Genomic DNA, 21,739 nt, shown 5'->3' on the forward strand with positions numbered 1-21,739 from the left:
GCGCCCTGGCCCGCTCACGCCCCGCTCCCCGCCCCGTTCCGGCGGTCAGCGGGCCCGGTCGAGGAAGCGCCGCAGGCGGTCCGCGAGGCCGTCGGACGGGACGGTCGCCGCGAACCAGGCGGCCTCGACGGCCAGGCCCTCGTCGATCGGCAGGCTGATGCCGCGGGTGACGGCGGCCGTGGACCGGCTGACGGTGGGCTGGGAGGAGCACTCCCGCAGGCTCGCGGCCGGCCCGGCCTGAGGCCTGTCCGAAGGAGGCCGACCCGTCGGTCCCGCGCGCCGACACCTGAACCCGGACAGCCCGGGCAGGCCCGCGCGAGGACATGGCAGAGGGAAAAGAGCAGGTCAAGGCGGAGACGCCAAAGACGCCGCGCGACCGAGAGCTGACGCCTCGTCCGTTGCTGCGACGACCGTAGCGTCAGAAGACCCGGATGTCACGGGCACTGACAATCTGTACGAAATCGTCAACGAACCGTCACACCTCGGCACCGTTGAGTGGTGAAGAGAAAGTGATCTTTCCGGCATATCGAACGAGTGACGGAAATGTGCTGGTCATCCGGAGATCTTTACCCCACCATCTCCGAGGGCACACCGCCCATTTCTCGCCGACCACAAGTCGGCGCAGGGCCATCCCTCAGGAGAGTTGATGAGTTCGACGGGACTTCCTCCACTGGACCCGGCAGCCTCGCTGGCCGATCTGGTCGACGCGCAGGTCAGACGGACCCCCGATGCCATCGCCGTGATCGACGGCGAGCGGCGTCTGACCTACCGCGAACTGGCCGCGGCCGTGGACACGGTGGCGGGCCGGCTGGCCGGCGCCGGGGTGGGCGCCGAGACCCTGGTGGGGGTCTGCCTACCGCGAACGGCGGACCTGGTGGTCACGCTGCTGGCGGTGCTGCGCGCGGGCGGCGCCTACGTACCGCTGGACCCGGCGTACCCGCGCGACCGGCTGGAACTGGTGATCGGCGACGCCCAGGCACCCGTCGTGGTCACCGACCGGACGCACGAACACCTGCTGTCCGCCGCCGGTGCCGCGCTGCTCCACGTCGACGGGGACGGCCCCGCCGCGCCCCTCGCGCCGGCGGGCGGCGCCGACGCGCTGGCGTACGTCCTGTACACCTCCGGCTCCACCGGCCGGCCGAAGGGCGTCTCGGTCACCCAGCGCGGCGTCAACGCCATGCTGCGCTGGGCCGCGCGCACCTACACGCCGTCCGACCTGGCCGGGGTGCTGTTCGGCACCTCGGTCTGCTTCGACATCTCGGTGTACGAGTTGTTCCTCCCGCTCGCGGTCGGCGGCACCGTCGTGGTGGCCGAGAACGTCCTTGCGCTGCCGGAGCTGCCCGCCCGCGACGAGGTCACCCTGGTCAACACCGTGCCCAGCGCCATGGCGGCGCTGCTGCGCGGCGGCGGCCTTCCCGGCGGCGGGGGTCTGCCGGGCGGCGTACGGGTCGTCAACCTGGCGGGCGAGGCGCTACCACGCCATCTGGCCGACCAGGTCTACGCCCAGCCCCAGGTCGAACGCCTGTACAACCTCTACGGGCCGACCGAGGACACCGTCTACTCCACCTGGTCGCTGGTCGGCCGGGACGAGCCCGGCGAGCCCCTGATCGGCCGCCCGCTCGACGGCACCACCGGCCATGTGCTCGACGAGCGGCGGACCGCCGTCCCGGACGGCGGGATCGGCGAGCTCTACCTCTCCGGCGAGGGCCTGGCCCGCGGCTACCACGGCCGCCCGGACCTCACCGAGGAGCGCTTCGTCACCGTCGGCGGCGAACGCTGCTACCGCACCGGCGACCTGGTGCGCCGCCTGCCGAACGGCGAGCTGGAGTACCACGGCCGGGTCGACCACCAGGTCAAGGTGCGCGGCTTCCGGGTCGAACTCGGCGAGATCGAAGCCGTGCTCGCCGCCCACCCCGCGGTCGAGGCCGCCGCCGCCGTCGTCCAGCAGGACGAGGCCGGCGACTACCTGGCCGCCTTCGTCCAGCCCGCCCCGGGCACGGCCGAGCCGACCCCCGCCGAGCTGCGGGCCCACTGCGCCGCCGCGCTGCCCGGCTACATGGTGCCGCTGGCCGTCGGCGTGCTGGCGCGGCTGCCGCTCACCCCCAACGGCAAGACCGACCGCAAGGCGCTGCCGCCCGCCGCCCGCAGCCGCGCCGGGCAGGAGCTGTTCGTCGCCCCCCGCACGCCCGTCGAGGAGCGCATCGCCGAACTCTGGCGCGGCGTCCTCGGCGTCCCCCAGGTCGGTGTGCACGACGTCTTCCTCGACCTCGGCGGCCACTCGCTGCTCGCCGCCGGGGTGCTCGCCCGGATCGAGCGCGAGTACGGCACCCGGGTGCCGCTCGGCGAGTTCTTCGCCGCGCCGACCGTCGCCGCGCTCGCCGTCCGGGTCGCGAACGGCGGCGGCGGACGTCCGTCCGTCGCACCCCCCAAGCGTGAGGCCGAACTGCCCGCCCGCGCCACCGGTTTTCAGCGCGAGCTCTGGCTGCACGAGTCCGTCCAGCCCGGCAGCTCGCTCTACAACGTTCCGCTGCGGATCCACGCCGCCGGCGCCCTCGACCGGACCGCCCTCGGCCGCGCGCTGACCGAGGTGGTCCGCCGGCACGAGGTGCTGCGCACCGCGCTGACCGGCCGCGACGGCGACCCGGTCGCCGAGATCCGCCCGCCGTACGCCGTCGAGGTGCCGCTGCTCGACCTCACCGGCGCCGACGAGGAGAAGCTCGACGCCGCGCTGCGCGCCGAGGCCGCCCGGCCGCTGGACCTCACCGGGGGCCGGCTGCTGCGCGCCCTCGCCCTGCGCACCGGCGCGGACGCGCACGAACTGCTGATCACCGTCCACCACGCCGCGATGGACGGCTGGGCCGCCGGCCTGCTGCTCGCCGAGCTCGGCCGCGCCTACCAGGACGGCGAACTCGCCGAGCCCGACCTGCAGTTCTCCGACGTCGCCCGCTGGGAGGAACGCGCCGACGAGGCCGCCCGCGAGGACGCGCTGCGCTGGGGCGAGCACCTGCTCGGAGTCGAGGTCGAACAGCACCTGCCCGGCGACCGGCCGCACCCCAACCCGCACGACACCGCGGGGCGCCGGATCGCCCGCCGGCTCGACACCGGCCTGGTCCACTCGGCCGAGCGCTGGGCCGCCCAGGAGGGCGCCAGCCTCTACATGGCGGTGCTGGCCGCCCTCGGCGGGGTGCTGCACCGCTACACCGGCCGCACCGATGTCGCCGTGCTCAGCCCGTTCGCGGTCCGCCCGGTCCCCGAGCTGGAGCAGGTGCTCGGGTCGCTGATCAACACGGTGGCGCTCCGCTTCGGCGTGGCCGGCACCGACACCTTCCGCGACCTGGTCGCCCGGGTCCGCCCGGTGGTGCTGGACGCCGCCGAGCACAGCGGATTCCCGTTCCTGGAGCACGCCCGCCGGGTGGGCACCCCGGCCGGGCTGACCGCCTCGCCGATCGCCCAGGTCATGCTCGCGGTCCAGAACCACCCCGTGGCCGGGGTCGAACTGCCGGGGCTCAGCCTGCGGTTCGTCGCCGAGGTGTGCAACGGCACGGCCAAGACCGACCTCTCGCTGTTCCTGGAGTTCCCGGCCGAGGGCCCGCTGCTCTCGGCCGAGTACCGCACCTCGCGCTACGACGAGCGGTCCGTCCTGGCCGCGCTCGACCACCTGACCGCGCTGCTCGGTGCGGCCGTCGCCGAACCCGACCGCCCGCTCGGCGAGCTGGCGATGCTCACGCCCGCCGAACTGGCCGCCGCCACCGAGCAGGTCAACCGCACCGAGGCGGCGGTGCCCGACGCCGGGCTGCACGAGCTGGTCGCCGCCCAGGCCGCCCGCACCCCGCAGGCCGTCGCCGTCTCCGCCGCCGACGGCACCCTCGACTACGCCGGACTCGACGCCGCCGCGGGCCGGCTGGCCCATCTGCTCGGCGAGCACGGCGCCGGCCCCGGGGCCCTGGTCGCGGTCGCCGTCCGGCGTGGCCGGCTGCTCCCCGCAGCCCTCCTCGGCGTCCTGCGCAGCGGCGCCGCGTACCTGCCGCTCGACATCGACCAGCCGCTCGCCCGCAACCGCGCGGTGCTCGACGACGCCGGGATCACCCTGCTGGTCGCCGAACAGGCCACCGCAGGCGACGAGCTGTTCGCCGGACGCACCGTCGTCCTGGCCGACGGCCCGGAGGCCGCCGCGGCCCCCGAGGCGCGGGCGGCCGCGGTCGGCCCGGAGGACCCGGCCTACCTGCTCTACACCTCCGGCTCCACCGGCCGCCCCAAGGGCGTCTCCGTGCCGCACCGCGCCATCGTCAACTTCCTCGCCTCGATGGGCCGCGAACCCGGCCTCACCGAGCGGGACGTGATGGCCGCCGTCACCACCGTCACCTTCGACATCGCCGGCCTGGAACTCTGGCTGCCCCTGGTCACCGGCGCCCGGGTCGAGATCGCCGACCGCGCCACCGCCACCGACGGGCACGCGCTCGCCGACTGGCTGGACCGGTGCGGCATCACCCACCTCCAGGCCACCCCCGCCACCTGGCGGATGCTGCTGGAGGCCGGCTGGGCCGGCCGCCCCGCCCTGACCGCCCTGTGCGGCGGCGAGGCGCTCACCGCCGACCTCGCCGAGGCCCTGCTCGGCCGCACCGAAACGCTGTGGAACCTGTACGGGCCGACCGAGACCACCGTCTGGTCCACCGCTCAGCGGGTCACCGCCGAACTCGCCTCCCACGGCGGCGTGGTGGCGCTCGGTAAGCCCATCGCCAACACCCGGCTGCACCTCCTGGACGTCAACGGGCAGCCCGTCCCGGCCAACGGCATCGGCGAACTCTGCATCGCCGGCGCCGGCGTCGCCCTCGGCTACCACGGCCGGCCCGACCTCACCGCCGAACGCTTCGTCCCGGAGCCCGGCGGCCCCGAGGACGCGCTGATGTACCGCACCGGCGACCTCGCCTGCCGCCGCCACGACGGACGGCTGGAGTACCACGGCCGCACCGACGCCCAGGTCAAGCTGCGCGGCTTCCGGATCGAACTCGGCGAGATCGAGGCCGCGCTCACCGCCGTCCCCGGCGTCACCGCGGGTGCGGCCCGGCTGGTCGAGACCCCCGCCGGACCGGCCCTCGCCGGCTACGCCGTCACCGACGGCACCCTCACCGAGGACACGCTGCGCACCGTCCTCACCGACCGGCTGCCCGACTACATGGTGCCCGCCGCGCTCGTCCTGCTCGACGCGCTGCCGGTGACCCCCAGCGGCAAGGTGGACCGGGCGGCCCTGCCCGTCCCGCAGCTCGGCGGCGCCGGCGCACCGCCCGAGGGCGACTGCGAGGAACTGCTCGCCGACATCTGGCAGGAGGTCCTCGGCATCGAACGGGTCTCCCGGCACGACGACTTCTTCTCGGTCGGCGGCCACTCGCTGCTCGCCACCCGGCTGGCCGCCCGGGTCCGTGACACCTTCGACCTCGACCTGCCGCTGCGCACCGTCTTCGAGGCCCGCACCCTGGCCGCGATGGCCCGCCGAATAGAGGACCTCCTGCTCGACCAGATCGACGGCCTGGACGACTTTGACGATGTCGACGATCTCGACGGACTCGACGGACTAGCCAGAGCCCACGGCACCGACGCACCTGAAGACCCGGGCACCGAGCCGAACCCGGCCGTCGGCGCCCTGACGGGGGAGAACGCATGACCGACCAGACCACCAGCGGCGCCCGTCCGGACCCGGACGCCAGACGCCAGGAACTCCTGCGCCGCCGCCTCGCCCAGGCCAAGGCCGCCAAGGCCGCCGCCAGACCCGCCCAGCAGGGCATCGCGCCCCGCCCCGACGGCACCCCGGCACCGCTCTCGTCCGCCCAGCGCCGGATGTGGTTCCTCGCGCAGTACGAACCGGACAGCGCCGCCTACCACATCCCCCTCGCCCTGCACCTCGACGGCGAGCCCGACCCCGCCGCCCTCGGCGCCGCCCTCACGGACGTGCTCGCCCGGCACGAGGTGCTGCGCACCGTCTACCCGACGGTCGACGGCGACGTCCGGCCCGAACTGCTGGACGCCACCCGCTTCACCCTCGCCACCGCCGACGTCCCCGCCGGCCAGGTGGCGGCGCGGCTGGACGAGGAGGCCCGGCGCCCGTTCGACCTCGCCGCCGACCTGCCGCTGCGCGCCGCCCTGCTGCGCACCGGCGACGGCGCCGTGCTCAGCCTGGTGCTGCACCACATCGCCGCCGACGGCTGGTCCATCGGCGTGCTCTTCGACGACCTCGGCACCGCCTACACGGCCCGCCGCGAGGGCCGGGCGCCCGCCTTCGAACCGCTGCCCGTCCAGTACGCCGACGTCGCGCACTGGCAGCAGACCGAACTGGCCGGCGAACTGGCCCGCCAGGAGGCCTGGTGGCAGGAGCGCCTGCGCGGCGCCACCGCCACCGTCACCGTGCCCACCGACCGCCCCCGGCCCGCCGTGGCCGGCACCCGCGGCGAGCGGATCACCGTCGAACTCGGCGCCGACCGCACCCGCCGCATCCGGGCGCTCGCCGAAGGGACCGGCGGCACCGCCTACATGGTGCTGCTCGCCGCGCTGCAGACCGTCCTCGCCCGCTACACCGGCGCGGAGGACGTGGTCGTCGGCACGCCCGTCGCCGGACGCACCCGCAGCGAGACCGAGCCGCTGGTCGGCTGCTTCGTCAATACCCTGGCGATGCGCACCGACCTCTCCGGCGACCCGACCGTCCGGCAGCTGCTGGAGCGCGTCCGGGAGGGCACCCTCGGCGCCTTCGGCCACCAGGACCTGCCGTTCGAGCGCCTGATCGACGCGCTCGGCCTGGACCGCGAACTCGCCCACACCCCGCTGTTCCAGGTCATGCTCAACGTCCACAACCAGGCCGAGGCCAAGCCCACGCTGCCCGGCCTGGAGGTGGACTGGCAGCCCATCGGCACCGACACCGCCAAGTTCGACCTCTCCGTCGCGGTCGTCGACAACGGCGGCGAACTCGTCGCCGACCTGGTCTGGCGGACCGAGCTGTACGACGAGCCGACCATCCGGCGGGTCTTCGGCCACCTCACCACCGTGCTCGACGCGATGGCCGCCGGCCCGGACCGCCCGGTCGCCGAACTGCCCCTGCTCACCCCCGCCGAAGAGCGCCGGCTCGCCGAGTGGGACGACACCCGGCGCGACTGGGACCTCGGCGGCACCCTGCACGGCCTGGTCGAGGAACAGGTGCGCCGCACCCCCGACGCGCCCGCCGTCCGCGGCGCCGACGGCGTGCTCGGCTACGCCGAACTCGACCACCGGGCCAACGCCCTGGCCCACCGGCTGCGCGAACTCGGGGTCGGCCCGGACCGCCCGGTCGGCCTGCTGGTGGAGCGCTCGGCCGCGCTGGTCGTCGGCATGCTCGGCATCCTCAAGGCCGGCGGCGCCTACCTGCCGCTCGACCCGGTCTACCCGGACGAGCGGATCCGCGCGCTGCTCACCGCCGCGGGGGCCGCCGCCGTCGTCACCACCGACGACCTGCTCGCCCGGCTCGACGGCACGCCCGTACCGGCCGCCGTGCTGGACCCGCTCTCCACCCCCGCCGCCCCCTGCGCGGCACCCGAGGTGGACGTCCGCCCGGACCACCTCTGCTACGTCGTCTTCACCTCCGGCTCCACCGGCGCACCCAAGGGCGTCGCCGTCGAGCACCGCAACTACCGCAACTACCTGCACGGTCTGCGCGAACGCGTCGGCGCCGGCACCGAGGGCTGGAACTGGGCGCTGGTCTCCACCTTCGCCGCCGACCTCGGCACCACCAACGTGTTCGGCGCGCTCACCGGCGGCGGCTGCCTCCACCTGCTCACCCGTGACCAGGCCACCGACCCGGACGCCTTCGCCGCCTACACGGCCGCCCACCGGATCGACGCCATGAAGCTGGTCCCGAGCCACCTGGAGGGCCTGGCCGCGCACGGCGGAGCCCTCGGCGGCATCCTGCCCGCCCGGCTGCTGATCTGCGCGGGCGAGGCGCTGCGGCCCGACCTGGTCGCCCGGATCCGCGTGGCCCGGCCCGACCTGCTGCTGCACAACCACTACGGCCCGACCGAGACCACGGTGTCGATGCTCGGCACCCCCGTCCCGGCGGACCTCGGGGACGCCGTCACCGCACCGCTCGGACTGCCCTTCGGCAATGTCGGCGCCCATCTGCTCGACGCCCGGCAGCGGCCGGTGCCGGTCGGCGTCCCCGGTGAGCTGTACGTCTCCGGCGGCGGCGTCGCCCGCGGCTACCTCGGCCGGGACGACCTCACCGCCGAGCGCTTCGCCGTCGTCGGAGGCCGGCGCACCTACCGCACCGGCGACCTGGTCCGGCGGCGCGCCGACGGAGCCATCGAGTTCCTCGGCCGGGTCGACCACCAGGTCAAGATCCGCGGCTACCGGGTCGAGATCGGCGAGGTCGAGGCCGAACTGACGCTCCGTCCCGAGGTCCGCGAGACCGTGGTGGTCGCCCGCGGCGAGGGCGCCGCCCGGAACCTCGTCGGGTACGTCGTGCCCGCGGACCCGGCCGCCGCCCCCGACCCCGGCGAGCTGCGCGCCGCGCTGCGCACCCGGCTGCCCGACTACATGGTGCCCGCCGCCCTGGTCGTGCTGGACGCCCTGCCGCTGAACGCCAACGGCAAGGTGGACCGGGCCGCCCTGCCGGAGCCGGTCGCGGTCCAGCCGGTCTCCGGTGGAGGCGAGTTGGTGACGGAGAGCGAGCACGAGGTGGCCGCCGCCTACCGTCAGGTGCTGGCCGTCGAGGAGATCGGCGCGGCGGACGACTTCTTCGCGCTCGGCGGTGACTCCTTCTCCGCCGTGCACACCGTCCGCCTGATCGGCCGCGGCCTCTCCGTCATCGACCTGTTCCAGCAGCCCACCGTGCGTGAACTCGCGGCCCTGCTCGACGCCCGGGCCGGCGGCGCGGTGGACCAGGGCCCGCGCAGCCTGCTGCACAAGCTCACCCGGGGCAACGCGCCGGCCGAGGTCAGCGTGGTCTGCGTCCCCTACGGCGGCGGCAGCCCGATCACCTTCCAGCCGCTCGCCGACGCCCTGCCGGCCGGCCACCGGCTGTACGCCGTCGAGCTGCCCGGCCACGATCCGAGCCGTCCCGACGACGAGCTCACCGAACTCGAACTCCTCGCCGACCGGCTGACCGAGCAGATCACCGAGCGGATCGACGGCCCGGTGGTGCTGTACGGCCACTGCCTCGGCGGCGCGCTCGCCACCGCCCTGGGCTCCCGGCTGGAGGCGGCCGGGATGGACCTGCGCGGGGTCGCGCTCGGCGGGACGTTCCCGGCGGCCCGGCTGCCCGGCCGGTTCGCCGAGTGGATGGCCAAGCGGCTGCCGGGCGACCGGATGCTCTCCAACCGCTCCTACCTCGACTACCTGCGCGCCATGGGCGGCTTCACCGACGTCTACGACCAGGCCGAACAGGACTTCCTGGTCCGGGCGTTGCGCCACGACGTCCGGCAGGCCGAGGACTTCTACACCCGGGCGTACGGGGACGGGCGGCCGCCGAAGGTCACGGCGCCGATCCTGTGCGTGGTCGGCGAGAAGGACCGCGCCACCCAGCTGTACCAGGAGCGGTACGCCGAGTGGGAGCACTTCGGCGACACCGTCGACCTGGCCGTCATCCCGCGCGCCGGGCACTACTTCCTCAAGCACCAGGCCGACGACCTCGCCCGGGTGATCTCCGAGTTCACCGCCACCGGCGGGGTGGCCGCGGAGGTCGACGCCAAGCGGCCGCCGGCCAAGGTCGAGCTGGGCACCTTCGCCAAGGTCGCGATCGGGCAGTTCGTCTCGATGGTCGGCACCAGTCTCTCGACCTTCGCCCTCGGTGTCTGGGTCTACCAGCAGACCGGTTCCGCCTTCGACTTCGCGATGATCTCGGTGGTCGCGGTGCTGCCCGCGGTGCTGCTGCTGCCGATCGCGGGCGCGCTCGCCGACCGGGTGGACCGCCGGAAGATCATGATCGTCACGGACACCGTGGCGGCGGCCGGCATGCTCTCCCTCGGGGGGCTGCTCTGGGCCGATCTGCTGGAGGTCTGGCACATCTATCTGGTGGCCTGCACCGGGGCGGTCTGCTCGGCCTTCCAGCGCCCGGCCTATCTGGCCGCGATCACCCAACTGGTGCCCAAGCGCTACCTCGGGCAGGCCAACGGCCTCGCCCAGCTCGGCACCGGTGCGGGCGACATGATGGCCGTTCTGGCCGGTGGTGTGCTGGTCTCGCTGATCGGCCTGCACGGCGTGGTGCTGTTCGACATGGTGACCTTCCTGACCGGTGTCACCTGCCTGCTCATGGTCCGCTTCCCGGACGCGATGTTCGACAAGCAGGAGGAGCCGCTGCTGCGCGAGGTGGTCACCGGCTGGCGCTACATCGTGCGGCGGCACAGCCTGGTCGCCCTGGTGGTCTTCTTCGTGGTGTTCAACTACCTGTTCGCCGTCGCCACCGTGCTGATCACCCCGATGGTCCTGGCCAGCGGCACGGCCGTCCAGCTCGGCGTCATCACGGCCATCGGCGGTGTGGGCGCGCTGACCGGCGGGCTGGTGATGGCCCTGTGGGGCGGTACCCGGCGCCGGGCGATCGGCATGATCGGCTTCACCTCGGTGGTCGGCCTGGCGGCGATCGTGGCCGGCAGCCGCCCGCAGGCCGCGCTGACCGCGTGCGGACTCTTCGTCCTCTGGGCGTCGATGATGATCCTCAACTCGCACTGGATGGCGCTGATCCAGACCAAGGTCGGCATGGAGCTCCAGGGCCGCGTCCTGGCCACCAACCAGATGCTGGCGATGTCGATGATGCCGCTCGGCTTCCTCACCGCCGGGCCGCTCTCCGACCACGTCTTCGAGCCGCTGATGCGGCCCGGCGGCGCGCTCGCCGACTCGGTCGGCATGGTGCTCGGCACCGGTCCCGGCCGCGGCGCCGGACTGCTGCTCGTCCTGGTCGGCGCGGCCCTCGGGCTCTGGGGCCTGGTGGGCCTCGCCTACCGCCCGTTGCGGCTGATCGAGGACCTGCTGCCCGACGCCCTGCCGGACGCCGAGATCGGCGACAAGGACGCCATCCAGGCCGAGGCCGACCGCCAGCTCGCGCTGGCGAAGGCAGGCCGCGCCGGCCGGGCCGGTCGCGCGGGCCGGGCGACGCCGCCCCGTCCGGCCGGTGGTGCCCCCGAGCCGGTGGAGGACGAGTCGGGCGAGGACGAGCCCGGGGACCGCGTCCCCGCCGGAGCCGGCCGCCCCGGCCCCCGGTAGTCCGCGTCCGAAAGCGGAGCCCTGAACGCGGCGCCCCCGCACCCGGCCCGGGTGCGGGGGCGCCGCGTCTCGCGTTCGTCCTGCGCGTTCGTCGTCATCGCGGCACGCCCGGGACGGCGCGTGCCGCGATGACGACGGATCAGCGCGGGCGCCCCGCCCGGGAGGCGGTCACGCGCCCGGGTTGATGCTGAAGACGGCGCCGAGGACGACCAGCAGCGCCGCCGCCGGCGCCAGCGAGACCAGCGCGCGCCCCTGGCGCAGCAGATAGGCGGCCGGCCACTGGAGCAGGATCAGCACCGGGGCGGCGAGCAGGGCGTAGTCGGCCACGGCCAGATGGGTCATCGTCGACGGGCAGGCGCCGGGCCCGTAGCACGGGTCCGTGGACATCTCCGCGAGACCTCGCAGAGCGGTGACGAGCGGCAGGCAGAGCCCGGTCGCCAGAGTGGAGATCAGCGGGCCCTTCCACCAGTTGCCCCGGGCGGACGCGCTGGAAGGGGCCGACCGGATCGCGGATTCGTTCATGGCCCGATCCTCCCCGCCCCGGCCACCTCGCGGACAGTGGACGGATACTCAACCGTGAGTGTCCGGCGTACTCGGCCCCGGCCGGTGACGTGCGCCGACCGCCGGGAAGCCGTCAGAGCCGGGCGGTCACCGTCTTGGGGCGCTGGTACTCCTGGAGGGCGAGGGCACTGAGGTCGGTGCCGTGGCCGGAGGCGCCGCGACCGCCGTGCGGGAGTTCGGCGGTCTGGGCGAGATGGCAGTTGATCCAGGTCTCACCGGCGTCGAGGCGGGCGGTGAGGTCGAGGGCGGTGCCGAGGTCCCGGGTCCAGACGCTGGCGCCGAGGGCCTGCGGGACGCCGTTGGCGAGGGCGAGCGCCTCGTCGGGGGTGGCGGCGCGCTGGACGGTCAGGAGCGGTCCGAAGACCTCCGCCAGTACGGCGGGGTCGTCCTGCGGCAGGTCGGCGAGCAGGCGGGCGGGGCGCCAGAGGCCGTCGGTGCGGCCGGGGGCGGCGATCGAGCGCCCGGCGGCGGTGGCGGCCAGCAGCCGGTCGTAACGGGCGGCCTGGTCGGGGTTGTTGAGCGGGCCGAAGTCGCGGCCGGACCGGCGCCCGGCCAGGGCGGTGGTGAGCGCGGCGATCACCTGCTCGTGGTTCTCGTCCAGGGTGATCACCCGGGCCGGGGCGGCGCAGCTCTGGCCGGCGTTGTAGGTGCAGGCCTCGGCGAGGGCGGACCAGGTGTGCGCGGGGGCGTCGGGCAGGACGAGGACGGGGCTGTTGCCGCCGAGCTCCAGGCTGATCCGGCGGTGGCCGGCCCGGGCGGCGATGTCGGCGCCGGCGGCCGCGCTGCCGGTGAAGGCGATCATGTCGATGTCGCTGGTGACCAGCAGCCGCCCGGTCTCCCGGTCGCCCGCGAGCGCGGTCAGGACGCCGTCGCCGAGGGCCTGCGCGGCGTGCTCGGCGAGCAGGGCGACGGAGTCGGGGGTGGTCTCGGCGGGCTTGACGACCACGGTGTTCCCGGCGGCCAGGGCCGGGGCGCAGCGCCAGGCGGCCATCAGCAGCGGGTAGTTCCAGGGGACGATCGCGCCCACCACGCCGATCGGCTCCCACCGCACCCAGCTCTCGTGACCGGGCAGGTAGCGGCCGGCGGCGGGTGCGGTGCCCGTCCTGGCGGCGCCGGCGGAGAACCGCAGAAGGTCCGCGACCTGCCGGATCTCCCCGCTGGCCTCGGCGGCCGGCTTGCCGGTGCCGGCCTGTTCCAGCGCGGTGTACTCGGCGAGGTGGTGTTCGACGAGGTCGGCGAGCGCGTCGAGCCGGCGCTCGCGCTCGCGCGGGGTGAGCGCGCGCCAGCGCGTCGCGGCGGCCCGCGCGGTGGCGGCGGCCCCGGCGACGCGTTCGGCGCGGGCGGGGCTCAGCGTGCCGCGGGTGCGGCCGGTCCGGGGGTCGATCAGGTCGAGGCCGGCCGGGGCCGGGTCGAGCGGGTCCATGGGGGGCCTTTCACGAGGGGTTCAGAGGTCGTAGGAGCGCAGCCAGAGTTCGAGGGTGAGGACGAGCCAGAGCTTGCCGCCCTGGCGCGGCAGCAGGGTGCCCTCGCGGCGCATCCAGGTACGGACGGTGTCGGGTCGGACGAGGCCGCGCTCGCGGGCCTGGCGGCCGAGCAACAGCTCGCCGGAGAGGTCGCGCAGCGGGCCGCGCAGCCACTGCTGGACGGGCACCCGCATCCCGCTCTTGGGGCGGTCGGTGACGGTGTCCGGCAGCAGGTCGCGGACGGCCTCCTTGAGTACCCACTTCTCCACCGTGCCGTGCAGTTTGAGCGTCGGCGGGGTGGCGAAGGCATGGTCGATCACCTGCCGGTCGAAGAGCGGGGAGCGGCCCTGGACGCCCTGGGAGGCGGTGAGCCGCTCGACCTTGGTGAGGATGTGGTGGGCGCCCTTGGTCCGCAGGTTGCAGTGGAGCAGCTGGTTGAGCAGCGCGTGCATCGGACCGGGCGTCAGATAGGGCGCGATGAAGCGGCGGGGCGCGGGCTCGGCCTCCAGTGCCCGCAGCGCGGCCGGGGTGAGCAGCCGGGGCAGGTCCTCGTAGCACTTGCGGTAGGAGCGCAGGTACGCCTCGGCCCGTGCCTCGGGCGCGGGGTCGTCGCGGTGCATCTCGTGGACCAGCATCGGCAGGTTCTTCGGCCCGCCGAAGACGGGGTCGCCGCCCTCGCCGTTGAGCGAGACCCGGATGCCGTCGCCGGCGACCGCCTCGGCGAGCATCAGGTTGGGGACGGTCAGCGGGTCCCCGACCGGGCTGTCCAGCAGGGCGACGGTGTCGGCGAGCCGGGCGGCGACCTCGGCGCCGGAGACGGTGAGCACCCGGTGGTCCGTCCCGCAGTGCCGGGCGACCAGGCCGGAGTAGCCCAGCTCGTCGGGGAGTTCGTCGCCGAAGCTGATCGAGTAGGTGCGTACGGGGTGGCTGTGCAGCCGGGCGGCCAGGGCGGTGACGAGCGAGCTGTCGACGCCGCCGGAGAGCAGCACCGCCACGTCCTCGCCGCCCGGCAGCCGGCGCGCGGTGGCCTGTTCCAGGAGAAGGCGCAGCTGCCGGGCGTACTCGGCGGGCGGCGGGGTGTCGCCCGGCGCGGGGAGGAGTTCGGCGGGTTCCCAGTATTCCTCCTGGTGGACCGAGCCGTCCGCGGTGAGCCGCAGGATCCGCCCGGGCAGCGCCTCGTGGACGCCGCGCAGCAGGGTCTCCTCGCCGGGCAGGTAGGCGAAGGTGAGGAAGGAGCGGACGGCGGCCAGGTTGACGCCGGTCCCGAGCGCCGGCCAGTGCCGCAGCGAGCGCAGCGAGGTGGACGCGGCCCAGCAGCCGTCGGCGCGGGCGTAGAAGACCGTCCGGGCGCCGACGTGGTCGCGGATCAGCACCAGGTCGGCGCCGTCCACCACGGCCAGGACGAACAGGCCGTCGGCCTGCCGGACACCGTCGGCGCCGAGCCGCCGCCAGAGCCGGAGCAGCAGTTCGCCGTCCGGGCAGCCGTCGGGTGCGGGGGCGCCGGCGTCGGCGAGGGCGGTGAGCAGCCCGGTCCGGTTGTGCAGGGTGACCTCGCCGACGGCGGTGACGCCGTCGAGGGTGAACGGGCCGGTGGCGAAGCCGGGTTCGCCCGGGATCAGGGCGGTCAGGGCCGACGGGTCCGGTGCGGTGCCGGCGAGTGCGGTGCCGGCGAGTGCGGCGAGCTGGGCGCGGGCCCGGTCGGCGTCCGGTCCGGCGCAGGCGCAGCAGCGAGCCATGGTGGGGTGCCTTTCGATGGAGGGGTTCGGCGGGGCGCGGCCGGTTCAGCCGAAGCCGGTTCAGCCGAAGTCGTCGCCGTCCCAGGCGTCGTCGCCGGAGCCGTCCCAGTCGCCCCCGAAATCACCGTCGGGGCCGTCGCCGTTCCCACCGTCCCCGCCGTCGCCGGAGCCGTCGGCACCGTGGTCCGAACCGTACGACGCGCTGCCGCCGCTGCCTCCACCGGAGTCGGCGGACTGGGCGCGGGCCTGCTGCCGCAACTGCTCCTCCTCGTCCTTGCCCAGCTCCAGCGGCGGGAACTGCGAGACGGCGACGGCGGCGGCACCGGCCACACCGAGCGCGCCGAGCACCACGCCGAGCCGGCCGCGGAACGCGGTGCGGTTGACGGTGACCAGTTCGCCGCGGGCCCAGACGGTGCGGCCGTAGCCGATGTCCCGGCCGTAGGAGACGGTGTCGTCGACGTGGGTGCGCTTGACCAGGTCCGTGCCGAGGCGTTCGTCGGTGCCGGCGTCGCCCCGGTTGTCGTGCCAGTGCACGAGGCCGCCGGCGCCGCGCCGACGCCACTCGTTGCGGCCGTCCTCGTAGCGGCGGTGCACCGTGCCGTCGGCCAGCAGTTCGTCGCGGTAGCCGATGTGGCGTGGCTGCGTCATCGTCGGGAGTCCTCAAGCATCGGGGGCCTTCGGGCGGAGGGTCAGGCGGTCGGCCAGGTCAGGAAGCCGGTGTCGCGCACGGTGCGCACGCGCCGGTGGAGCGGGGCCCGGTGGGGGCGGCCGTGGTTGCCCCGGACCTGGCGGATCACGGTGTGCAGCAGCCGGGCGGGGCCGACGGCGGCCAGCTCGACGGTCCGGCCGCTGCCGAGCCAGGCGCGTTCCTCCGGCCGCAGCCCGGCGGGCAGCGGGCCCCGGTACGGGTGCGGGCCGCGTCCGGAGGTGAGGTGGAGGGTGGTGGCGTGCCGGGGGACCAGACCCATCGACCGCACCCGCGGACCGGAGCGGGTGCCGCCGTACGCCTGGCTGATCCGCTCGAAGCAGGCGAGCCCGGCCGGGCTGGCGTCGTGCAGGACGTGCAGCACGGCGCCGCCGGCCCGTTCCAGGCCGGCCACCAGCCGTGGGTCGAGCGGGAGTTCGGCGGCGGCGACGATCGGGCAGGCGGCCTCCAGATGCAGGTCGTTGGCGATCAGCATCGCGGTGATCTCCCGGCTCTGGCAGACCAGCAGCCGTGGCAGCCCGTAGTCGTAGAGGTCGCTCTCCGCGGCCGGGCGCGCGTCCGGGGCCGCCGGGGCAGCCGGTGGCAGGGGCGGCAGCAGGCCAGGGAGTTCGTCGCGCCGCCCCGCCAGCGCCTCGGCGAAGCGCGCGTAGCGGACCGGGGGCGCGAGGGTGTACGGGATCCGGCGCGGCCCGGCGTGCAGCGGCTGGAGCACCCGGCACACCTCGTAGTACAGCTGACGCTCGGTGTACCGCAGCCCGCCGGGCGCCTCGGCCCGGGCGGCGGCGACGGTGAGCGCGCCGTCGAGCAGCGGCCGTCGGCGCGGTGACCGGGGCGCCCCGGACGGTGCCGGAACGGACGGTGCCGGGACGGACGACGGCGGGGTGGTCACGCGGTGGTCTCCTGGTGGGGTTCGGGCCAGGTGAGGAAGCCGACGGCGAGGGCACGGCGCCGGGTCTCGGCCGGCTCCTCCGGGCGCTCCGGTACCGCCGGCCGCTTCACCAGCGCGACGGGGACGGGCGGTTCGAGCACCCGCTCGGCGGCCCGGACGGCGAGGGACATCAGCCGCTTGGGCGGGACGGCCACCAGCGGGCTCCACCAGCCCTCGGCGAACCAGGCCAGCTCCGCCGGGGTCAGACCGGGCACCTGCGCGGCCGGCCCGGCCTGGAGTTCGGCGGACCGGTCCGGGTCGCGCAGGTGCAGGAACCGGCTCTCGGCGGCCAGGACCGCCCGGACCGGGATGCCCGCGTCCAGGACCCGGCGGCCGGGCCGGGCGGCGCGGACACCGGCGACCAGCAGGCAGCCCTGGGGCGAGGCGTCGTGCAGGACGACGACGGGCAGGCCGTCGGGTATCGCGCGCGGGTCGGCGACCAGCAGCGCGCGGTGGCGGCGCGGGTAGTCGTTGGCGTGCAGGAAGGTGGTGACGGTGCGGTCCGGGCAGAGCAGGGCGAACGCCGGGTCGGCCACCTGTGGGCCGGGCCGGACGGCGTTGTCCTCGACCAGCCCGGCGGGCAGCACCCCGTAGACCGTCTTCCACCGCAGGACCACGGTGGCGGCGAAGCCCCCGGGGCGCCAGCGCGGGGTGATCGGGCGCGGCGGTGCGGGGACGTCGGAGAGCACCACCTGGCGCAGCGCGAGCCCCAGCAGGCCGACCCCCACCAGGGCGGCCGGCGCGATCAGCGCGCCGTTCAGCGCGAGGGCGGCGACCAGCGCCCCGACCCCGAGCACGCCGAGGCAGCCCGCGCCGCCCTTCGAGCCCCGGTGCTCCTGCTCCGGTCGGCCGCGGCGTTCGATCGCGTATCCCAGCTGCTCGACGGTGCAGAACAGCCTGCCCCCGTCGGTCAGTCTGTCGGCCACGCGGCGGATCCGGACGTCGTGCAGGCCCGGGCCCTCCTCCTTGGGGTCCAGCGCGAAGTCCTTGTTGCAGTACGAGCAGCGGTGCCGGGAGCGTTGCCGCTGCAGCAGGTTCCGGTCGCAGTGCGGGCAGATCATCTCGGGGTCTCCAGCGTGGCGGCGAAACGGCGCAGCCGGGCGGCCAGCCGCTCTCTCGCGCTGACCGTACCCACGCTCTGGTTCCGCTCCACTTCCCTGAGCGCGCCGGCCAGTTGGGCGTCCTCGCGGCGTTCGGCCTCGGCCGCGGTGATCGCGTAGTCCTCGTGGTCGATGCCGAACCCGGTGTTGGCGGCCAGGATGTTGAGCGGCCCGGCGCCCCGGTTGGCGAAGGAGTGCGGCATCAGTTCGGGGATCCGGATGAGCAGCCCGGGCGTCAGCGGGACGTCCACCACCCGGCGGCGCTCGGCGTCGTACAGCCCGCAGGAGGCGTGGCCGAGGCTGAGCACCAGGTGCTCGCCGCCGTGGGCGTGCGGGGTGAACGCGCTGTGCGGGGCGACGATACCGAGCTTGTAGGTGGCGTTGGACGGCCGCTCGGGCGAGGTCTTGGCGTCACCGACCAGGTAGTGGGCGAACTGGCCGTCGTCGATGAACCGCAACAGCTCCTCGCCCGCCGGGCCGTGCCGTCCGTCCGGGCCCAGCTCCCGGGCGCCGTCCCGGTCGGCGATCAGCACCCGGCCGTCCGGCCGCAGCTGGTAGAGGTCCACTCCGGCCGGCAGCGGCCGGGCGAGCCGTTCCAGCCCGCGCAGCCCGGATCGTATGGACATCGGCCACCCCGTCCCGCCTCGTGTTCACGTGGCATCATCCCCGGTGACGCCCACCGCCAGGTACGCGGTTCCCTTGCCCGCAGGCGGTGTTGTGGATCTTAGGCGGGTGAGATGAACGGCAGGGGGCGGGCGGGTTCGGCCCAGGTGGCCGGCTCGGCGGGCCCCTCTTCCGACCGCATGCGGACGGCCCCGTTCACCACGGGCGGCGTCAGGCACTTGGCCGCGGCCGAGTGCGGGGGGCGGCGGCCCGTTCTAGGTTGACGGCCATGGGCAGAAGCAGGAGGTCGTGGCCGCTGGTCCTGGGGGTGTGCGCGGCGCTCCTGCCGCCCGCCTCCGGGCCGGCCTCCACCGGTGCGGGAGGGCCGCCGAACCGTGAGGGCGCTTCGCGGGTGGCGGGGCCACCGGCCGCGGAGCCGGCTCCCACCGGAGCGGAGGGGCCGCCGGAGCACGAGACCGTGCCGCCGGTGCCGCCCGCGCCGGAGATGGAGCCGGACTGCGCACGGCTGGCCTGTGTGGCGCTGACCTTCGACGACGGTCCGTCACCGGCCAGCGAGGCCCTGCTCGACGACCTCGACGCCGCCCAGGTGAAAGCGACCTTCTTCGTGGTGGGTGAGCAGGTGGGCTCGTGGCCCGGGTCGTTGCGGCGCGCGGCGGCCGAAGGCCATGCCATCGGCAACCACAGCTTCACCCATCCCGCCCTCGGCACGGCGACGCCCGCGCAGGTGCGGGACGAGCTCACCGGCGGTGAGGACGCGATCGAGGAGGTCACCGGCGTACGTCCGGCCCTGGTGCGGCCTCCGTTCGGCTCCTACAACGCCGCGGTCCGGTCCTTCGGCCGGGCGCTCGTGCTCTGGGACGTCGACACGGGGGACTGGGACCATCACGACCCCGCCCAGGTCCTCGACCGTGTCGAGGACGGCGTGCGGCCGGGATCGATCGTCCTGATGCACGACGCCGAGGAGCAGCGGCAGACGCTCGCGGTGGTTCCACAGCTCATCCGGAACCTGCGCGACGCCGGCTACACCCTCGTCACCGTCCCCGAACTCCTCGCCCCGGCCGTGCCCACCCCCGGCACCGCCTACCGCAACCGGGACTCCGCCATCCGCCCCGTCGACCACCCCCGGCCCTGGGACACCGAGCCGCCGAGCGCCGACGAGGACACCGACACCGCCGTTGCCGGCACCGTCCTGTGGCGCTACCCCACGGGCACTCCCACCGGGCCGGCCGAGGCCGAGAACGTGGAGGAGGGACTGCGTCCCGGCGAGTGCCGCAACACCTTGCCGCCACTCGCCGAGGACACACCCGCCTTCGCCCTGCGCAACGTCACCGGCCACGCCGTCGAGATCCACGACCGGCCCGACTGCGGTCACCTGACAGTCGTCCTCACCCCGGGCGGCGAAGGCCACGACGTGCTGCGCAGCTTCAGGGTCCGCTGAGAACCGTGCGGGCGACGGCCCGGGAGTCCCGCGGGCCCCGGTCAGTGCTCGCCGGGAGTCCGCTCCAGGACGAAGAGCGGGATCACCCGGTCGGTCTTCTCCTGGTAGGCGGCGTAGTCGGGAAACGCCTGTACGGCACGGTCCCACCAGAGCGACTTCTCGTCTCCGGTGACCTCCCGTGCCGTCATGTCGAGCCGCACCCGCCCGTCCTGGAGTTCCACCCGGGGGTCGGCCACGACGTTGTGGTACCAGAGCGGGTGCCTGGGCGCACCGCCCAGCGAGGCGACCACCGCGTAGGCGCCCTGGTGCTCGACCCTCATGAGCGGGGTCTTGCGGAGCTTTCCGGACTTCGCACCCCGGGTCGTGAGGATGATGACGGGCATGCCCCGCATCGTCGCTCCGTCCACACCCCCGGAGGACTCGTACTGCTCGACCTGCTCACGTACCCACGATTCGGGGCTCGGCTCGTACTCACCCTGAAGAGGCATGTCATTCCATCCCGTCGTCAACTCGCGGCGTGCTGAACGCAGCCGGCACCGTCAGGCACCATGATTGACCACCGACAGCCCGGTCGACGGTATCTACGGGAATCCCGGCGGAGTCGGCCGCCTCGGGGGACGGCCGACGGCCGCCGTTCGCCGGGGATCAGAACGCCGAGGTGTACGCCGTGAGGAACGGAGCCGCGACGGGGGCGCCGCCGGGGTCGAAGCAGATGGGGTTGAGCCGCACGGTGCTGCCGCTGCGCGCCCAGGGCAGGGCCAGTCCGCACCAGCCGGGGCCGGGTCCGTAGGCCGTGGTCTGCGCGGTGTCCGGGGGAACGGCCACCGACGGCATGGTGACGGTGAACGGGACCGAGCCGGTGAGCGTGTTGGTGGCGCCGCTGGAGTTGAAGTCGGTCAGCGGCGGCACCGACCCGTTGAACCAGAGGTGGCCGAACGACTTCGGCGGGAACACCGGCCCGTGCAGCGCCCGCTGGACGGAGTAGCTCAGCGTCCACTGGGTGTCGTAGGGGGCGTTGGCCGCGTCGAAGCAGGTGACCACGAAGGTCTGGCCCGTCGCGGCCGGTGCCCAGTCGGCCACCTTGCAGCGTGCCCCCTGGACCGCGTCCACCGCCGTGACCTGGACGTTCCCGGCGTTGGTGGACAGCCCCAGACCGGGCAGCCAGGCCTTCCACACACCGGTCGAGCCGTGGCCCACCGTGTTCGCGGCCCCGGTGGAGTTGTACTGGCTGATCAGGGCGCCGCTGACGGCCGAGTAGAGGTAGCCGTAGCCGCCACCGGACGGCGAGGGCGTCCCGCTGCTGGTGGTGTAGAGCACCGTGAACGGGGAGTTGTCCGGTGTGCCGGTGGGCTTGTAGCAGGCCACCGAGACGTCCTGCCGGCTGCCCACGGTGGCCCAGCCGGTGATCTGGCACCAGGTGCCCGTCCGGTTGACGGCGGTGGCGTGGGCGATCCCGCCGGGCCCGCCGATCAGCGGGAAGTGCACGGTGTACGCGCCGAGACCGACCTGGTCGACCTTGACCGGGTTGGTGGACGGCGAGGTCCAGCTGCCCCACTGGCGGGTGGGATCGGGGACGTACCCGGGCGGCGGGGTCGGGTTGTCGAGGAACGCGAAGCCCCAGCGGTCGGGCACGGCGGCCTGGGCCGGTGCCGCCGTCGGCACGGCGGCGGCCAGCAGAGCCGCCAGCATGGCCAGGACGGCGAGGACGGTACGGACGGGTCTGATCCGCGGTGCGGCGGTGCGAGCGTGCATGGGCGTACCCCCTGGTGGTGAGGACGGGTGCCTGCGCGGTTCGGAGTGCGCTGCGAGGCCCGTTCCGAGGCCTCGGGGCGGACCGGTGGCCGGTCGGACGGTCGGGTGCGGTGAGGCCCCCGGTGGTGTCCGACGGCGGTCGGCCGCTGCGGCGGGGGTCAGGCCCGACGGTGCCTCACATGGGAGGAGGGCGCCGCCCGGCGGCACAGACCTCCGGCAT

General features: G+C 74.9%; 12 protein-coding genes. 3 read left to right on the forward strand and 9 right to left on the reverse strand.

The features are described from left to right. Window positions 1-646: 646 nt before the first annotated feature. Together ACIQIB_RS20025 and ACIQIB_RS20030 are read left to right on the forward strand one after the other, a co-directional pair. The gene (locus ACIQIB_RS20025) at window positions 647-5,659 is read left to right on the forward strand and encodes an amino acid adenylation domain-containing protein (protein ID WP_400759389.1); all 5,013 of its coding nucleotides are present in this window, start codon (window positions 647-649) and stop codon (window positions 5,657-5,659) included. Then, entirely contained in the window at window positions 5,656-11,211 is a 5,556-nt protein-coding gene (locus ACIQIB_RS20030) for an amino acid adenylation domain-containing protein (RefSeq protein WP_400759391.1), read from the forward strand. The genes ACIQIB_RS20025 and ACIQIB_RS20030 overlap by 4 nt, the downstream gene beginning before the upstream one ends. 168 nt (window positions 11,212-11,379) lie before the next feature. Here ACIQIB_RS20030 and ACIQIB_RS20035 read toward each other — a convergent pair whose 3' ends face one another. From ACIQIB_RS20035 to ACIQIB_RS20065, 7 genes are all read right to left on the reverse strand, one after another. Beyond that, entirely contained in the window at window positions 11,380-11,733 is a 354-nt protein-coding gene (locus tag ACIQIB_RS20035) for a hypothetical protein (RefSeq protein WP_400759393.1), read from the reverse strand. A gap of 112 nt (window positions 11,734-11,845) precedes the next feature. Next, complete coding sequence (locus ACIQIB_RS20040) at window positions 11,846-13,195, reverse strand: aldehyde dehydrogenase family protein (RefSeq protein WP_363613633.1); 1,350 nt, start codon at window positions 13,193-13,195, stop codon at window positions 11,846-11,848. 21 nt (window positions 13,196-13,216) lie between these two features. After that, window positions 13,217-14,971: an asparagine synthetase B family protein gene (locus ACIQIB_RS20045; protein ID WP_400759395.1), complete on the reverse strand. Its 1,755-nt coding sequence runs from the start codon at window positions 14,969-14,971 to the stop codon at window positions 13,217-13,219. A 60-nt stretch (window positions 14,972-15,031) separates the two neighbouring features. After that, window positions 15,032-15,619, reverse strand: coding sequence for a hypothetical protein (locus ACIQIB_RS20050; RefSeq protein WP_400759397.1), 588 nt, complete (start codon window positions 15,617-15,619; stop codon window positions 15,032-15,034). Window positions 15,620-15,660: 41 nt separating this feature from the next. Then, complete coding sequence (locus tag ACIQIB_RS20055) at window positions 15,661-16,566, reverse strand: hypothetical protein (RefSeq protein WP_400759399.1); 906 nt, start codon at window positions 16,564-16,566, stop codon at window positions 15,661-15,663. Further along, window positions 16,563-17,666 carry a hypothetical protein gene (locus tag ACIQIB_RS20060; RefSeq protein WP_363613641.1) on the reverse strand — a complete coding sequence of 368 codons (1,104 nt, stop codon included), beginning with the start codon at window positions 17,664-17,666 and terminating at the stop codon, window positions 16,563-16,565. Before ACIQIB_RS20060 ends, ACIQIB_RS20055 begins: the two co-directional genes overlap by 4 nt. Next, window positions 17,663-18,331 carry a cupin domain-containing protein gene (locus ACIQIB_RS20065; RefSeq protein ID WP_400759402.1) on the reverse strand — a complete coding sequence of 223 codons (669 nt, stop codon included), beginning with the start codon at window positions 18,329-18,331 and terminating at the stop codon, window positions 17,663-17,665. Before ACIQIB_RS20065 ends, ACIQIB_RS20060 begins: the two co-directional genes overlap by 4 nt. A 464-nt stretch (window positions 18,332-18,795) precedes the next feature. On the opposite strand from ACIQIB_RS20065, the gene ACIQIB_RS20070 reads away from it, so the two are divergent. Continuing rightward, window positions 18,796-19,767 carry a polysaccharide deacetylase family protein gene (locus tag ACIQIB_RS20070; protein ID WP_400652854.1) on the forward strand — a complete coding sequence of 324 codons (972 nt, stop codon included), beginning with the start codon at window positions 18,796-18,798 and terminating at the stop codon, window positions 19,765-19,767. A 41-nt stretch (window positions 19,768-19,808) separates the two neighbouring features. Here ACIQIB_RS20070 and ACIQIB_RS20075 read toward each other — a convergent pair whose 3' ends face one another. Beyond that, window positions 19,809-20,255 (reverse strand): nitroreductase family deazaflavin-dependent oxidoreductase, encoded by a 447-nt coding sequence (locus ACIQIB_RS20075; protein WP_363613647.1) that lies wholly within the window; start codon window positions 20,253-20,255, stop codon window positions 19,809-19,811. Window positions 20,256-20,412: 157 nt separating this feature from the next. Continuing rightward, window positions 20,413-21,519: a hypothetical protein gene (locus ACIQIB_RS20080; protein WP_363613649.1), complete on the reverse strand. Its 1,107-nt coding sequence runs from the start codon at window positions 21,517-21,519 to the stop codon at window positions 20,413-20,415. Between the last annotated feature and the right edge of the window lie 220 nt (window positions 21,520-21,739).

This window comes from Kitasatospora sp. NPDC092286 (assembly GCF_044755565.1).
Taxonomy (GTDB): Bacteria; Actinomycetota; Actinomycetes; order Streptomycetales; family Streptomycetaceae; genus Kitasatospora.

What these genes read in the sequence shown, in the direction of transcription:
- ACIQIB_RS20040 (WP_363613633.1), bottom strand. Translation starts at nt 13,195, where the DNA reads ATGGACCCGCTCGACCCGGCCCCGGCCGGCCTCGACCTGATCGACCCC.
- ACIQIB_RS20060 (WP_363613641.1), bottom strand. Translation starts at nt 17,666, where the DNA reads ATGATCTGCCCGCACTGCGACCGGAACCTGCTGCAGCGGCAACGCTCC.
- ACIQIB_RS20050 (WP_400759397.1), bottom strand. Translation starts at nt 15,619, where the DNA reads ATGACGCAGCCACGCCACATCGGCTACCGCGACGAACTGCTGGCCGAC.
- ACIQIB_RS20030 (WP_400759391.1), top strand. Translation starts at nt 5,656, where the DNA reads ATGACCGACCAGACCACCAGCGGCGCCCGTCCGGACCCGGACGCCAGA.
- ACIQIB_RS20065 (WP_400759402.1), bottom strand. Translation starts at nt 18,331, where the DNA reads ATGTCCATACGATCCGGGCTGCGCGGGCTGGAACGGCTCGCCCGGCCG.
- ACIQIB_RS20045 (WP_400759395.1), bottom strand. Translation starts at nt 14,971, where the DNA reads ATGGCTCGCTGCTGCGCCTGCGCCGGACCGGACGCCGACCGGGCCCGC.
- ACIQIB_RS20025 (WP_400759389.1), top strand. Translation starts at nt 647, where the DNA reads ATGAGTTCGACGGGACTTCCTCCACTGGACCCGGCAGCCTCGCTGGCC.
- ACIQIB_RS20035 (WP_400759393.1), bottom strand. Translation starts at nt 11,733, where the DNA reads ATGAACGAATCCGCGATCCGGTCGGCCCCTTCCAGCGCGTCCGCCCGG.
- ACIQIB_RS20080 (WP_363613649.1), bottom strand. Translation starts at nt 21,519, where the DNA reads ATGCACGCTCGCACCGCCGCACCGCGGATCAGACCCGTCCGTACCGTC.
- ACIQIB_RS20075 (WP_363613647.1), bottom strand. Translation starts at nt 20,255, where the DNA reads ATGCCTCTTCAGGGTGAGTACGAGCCGAGCCCCGAATCGTGGGTACGT.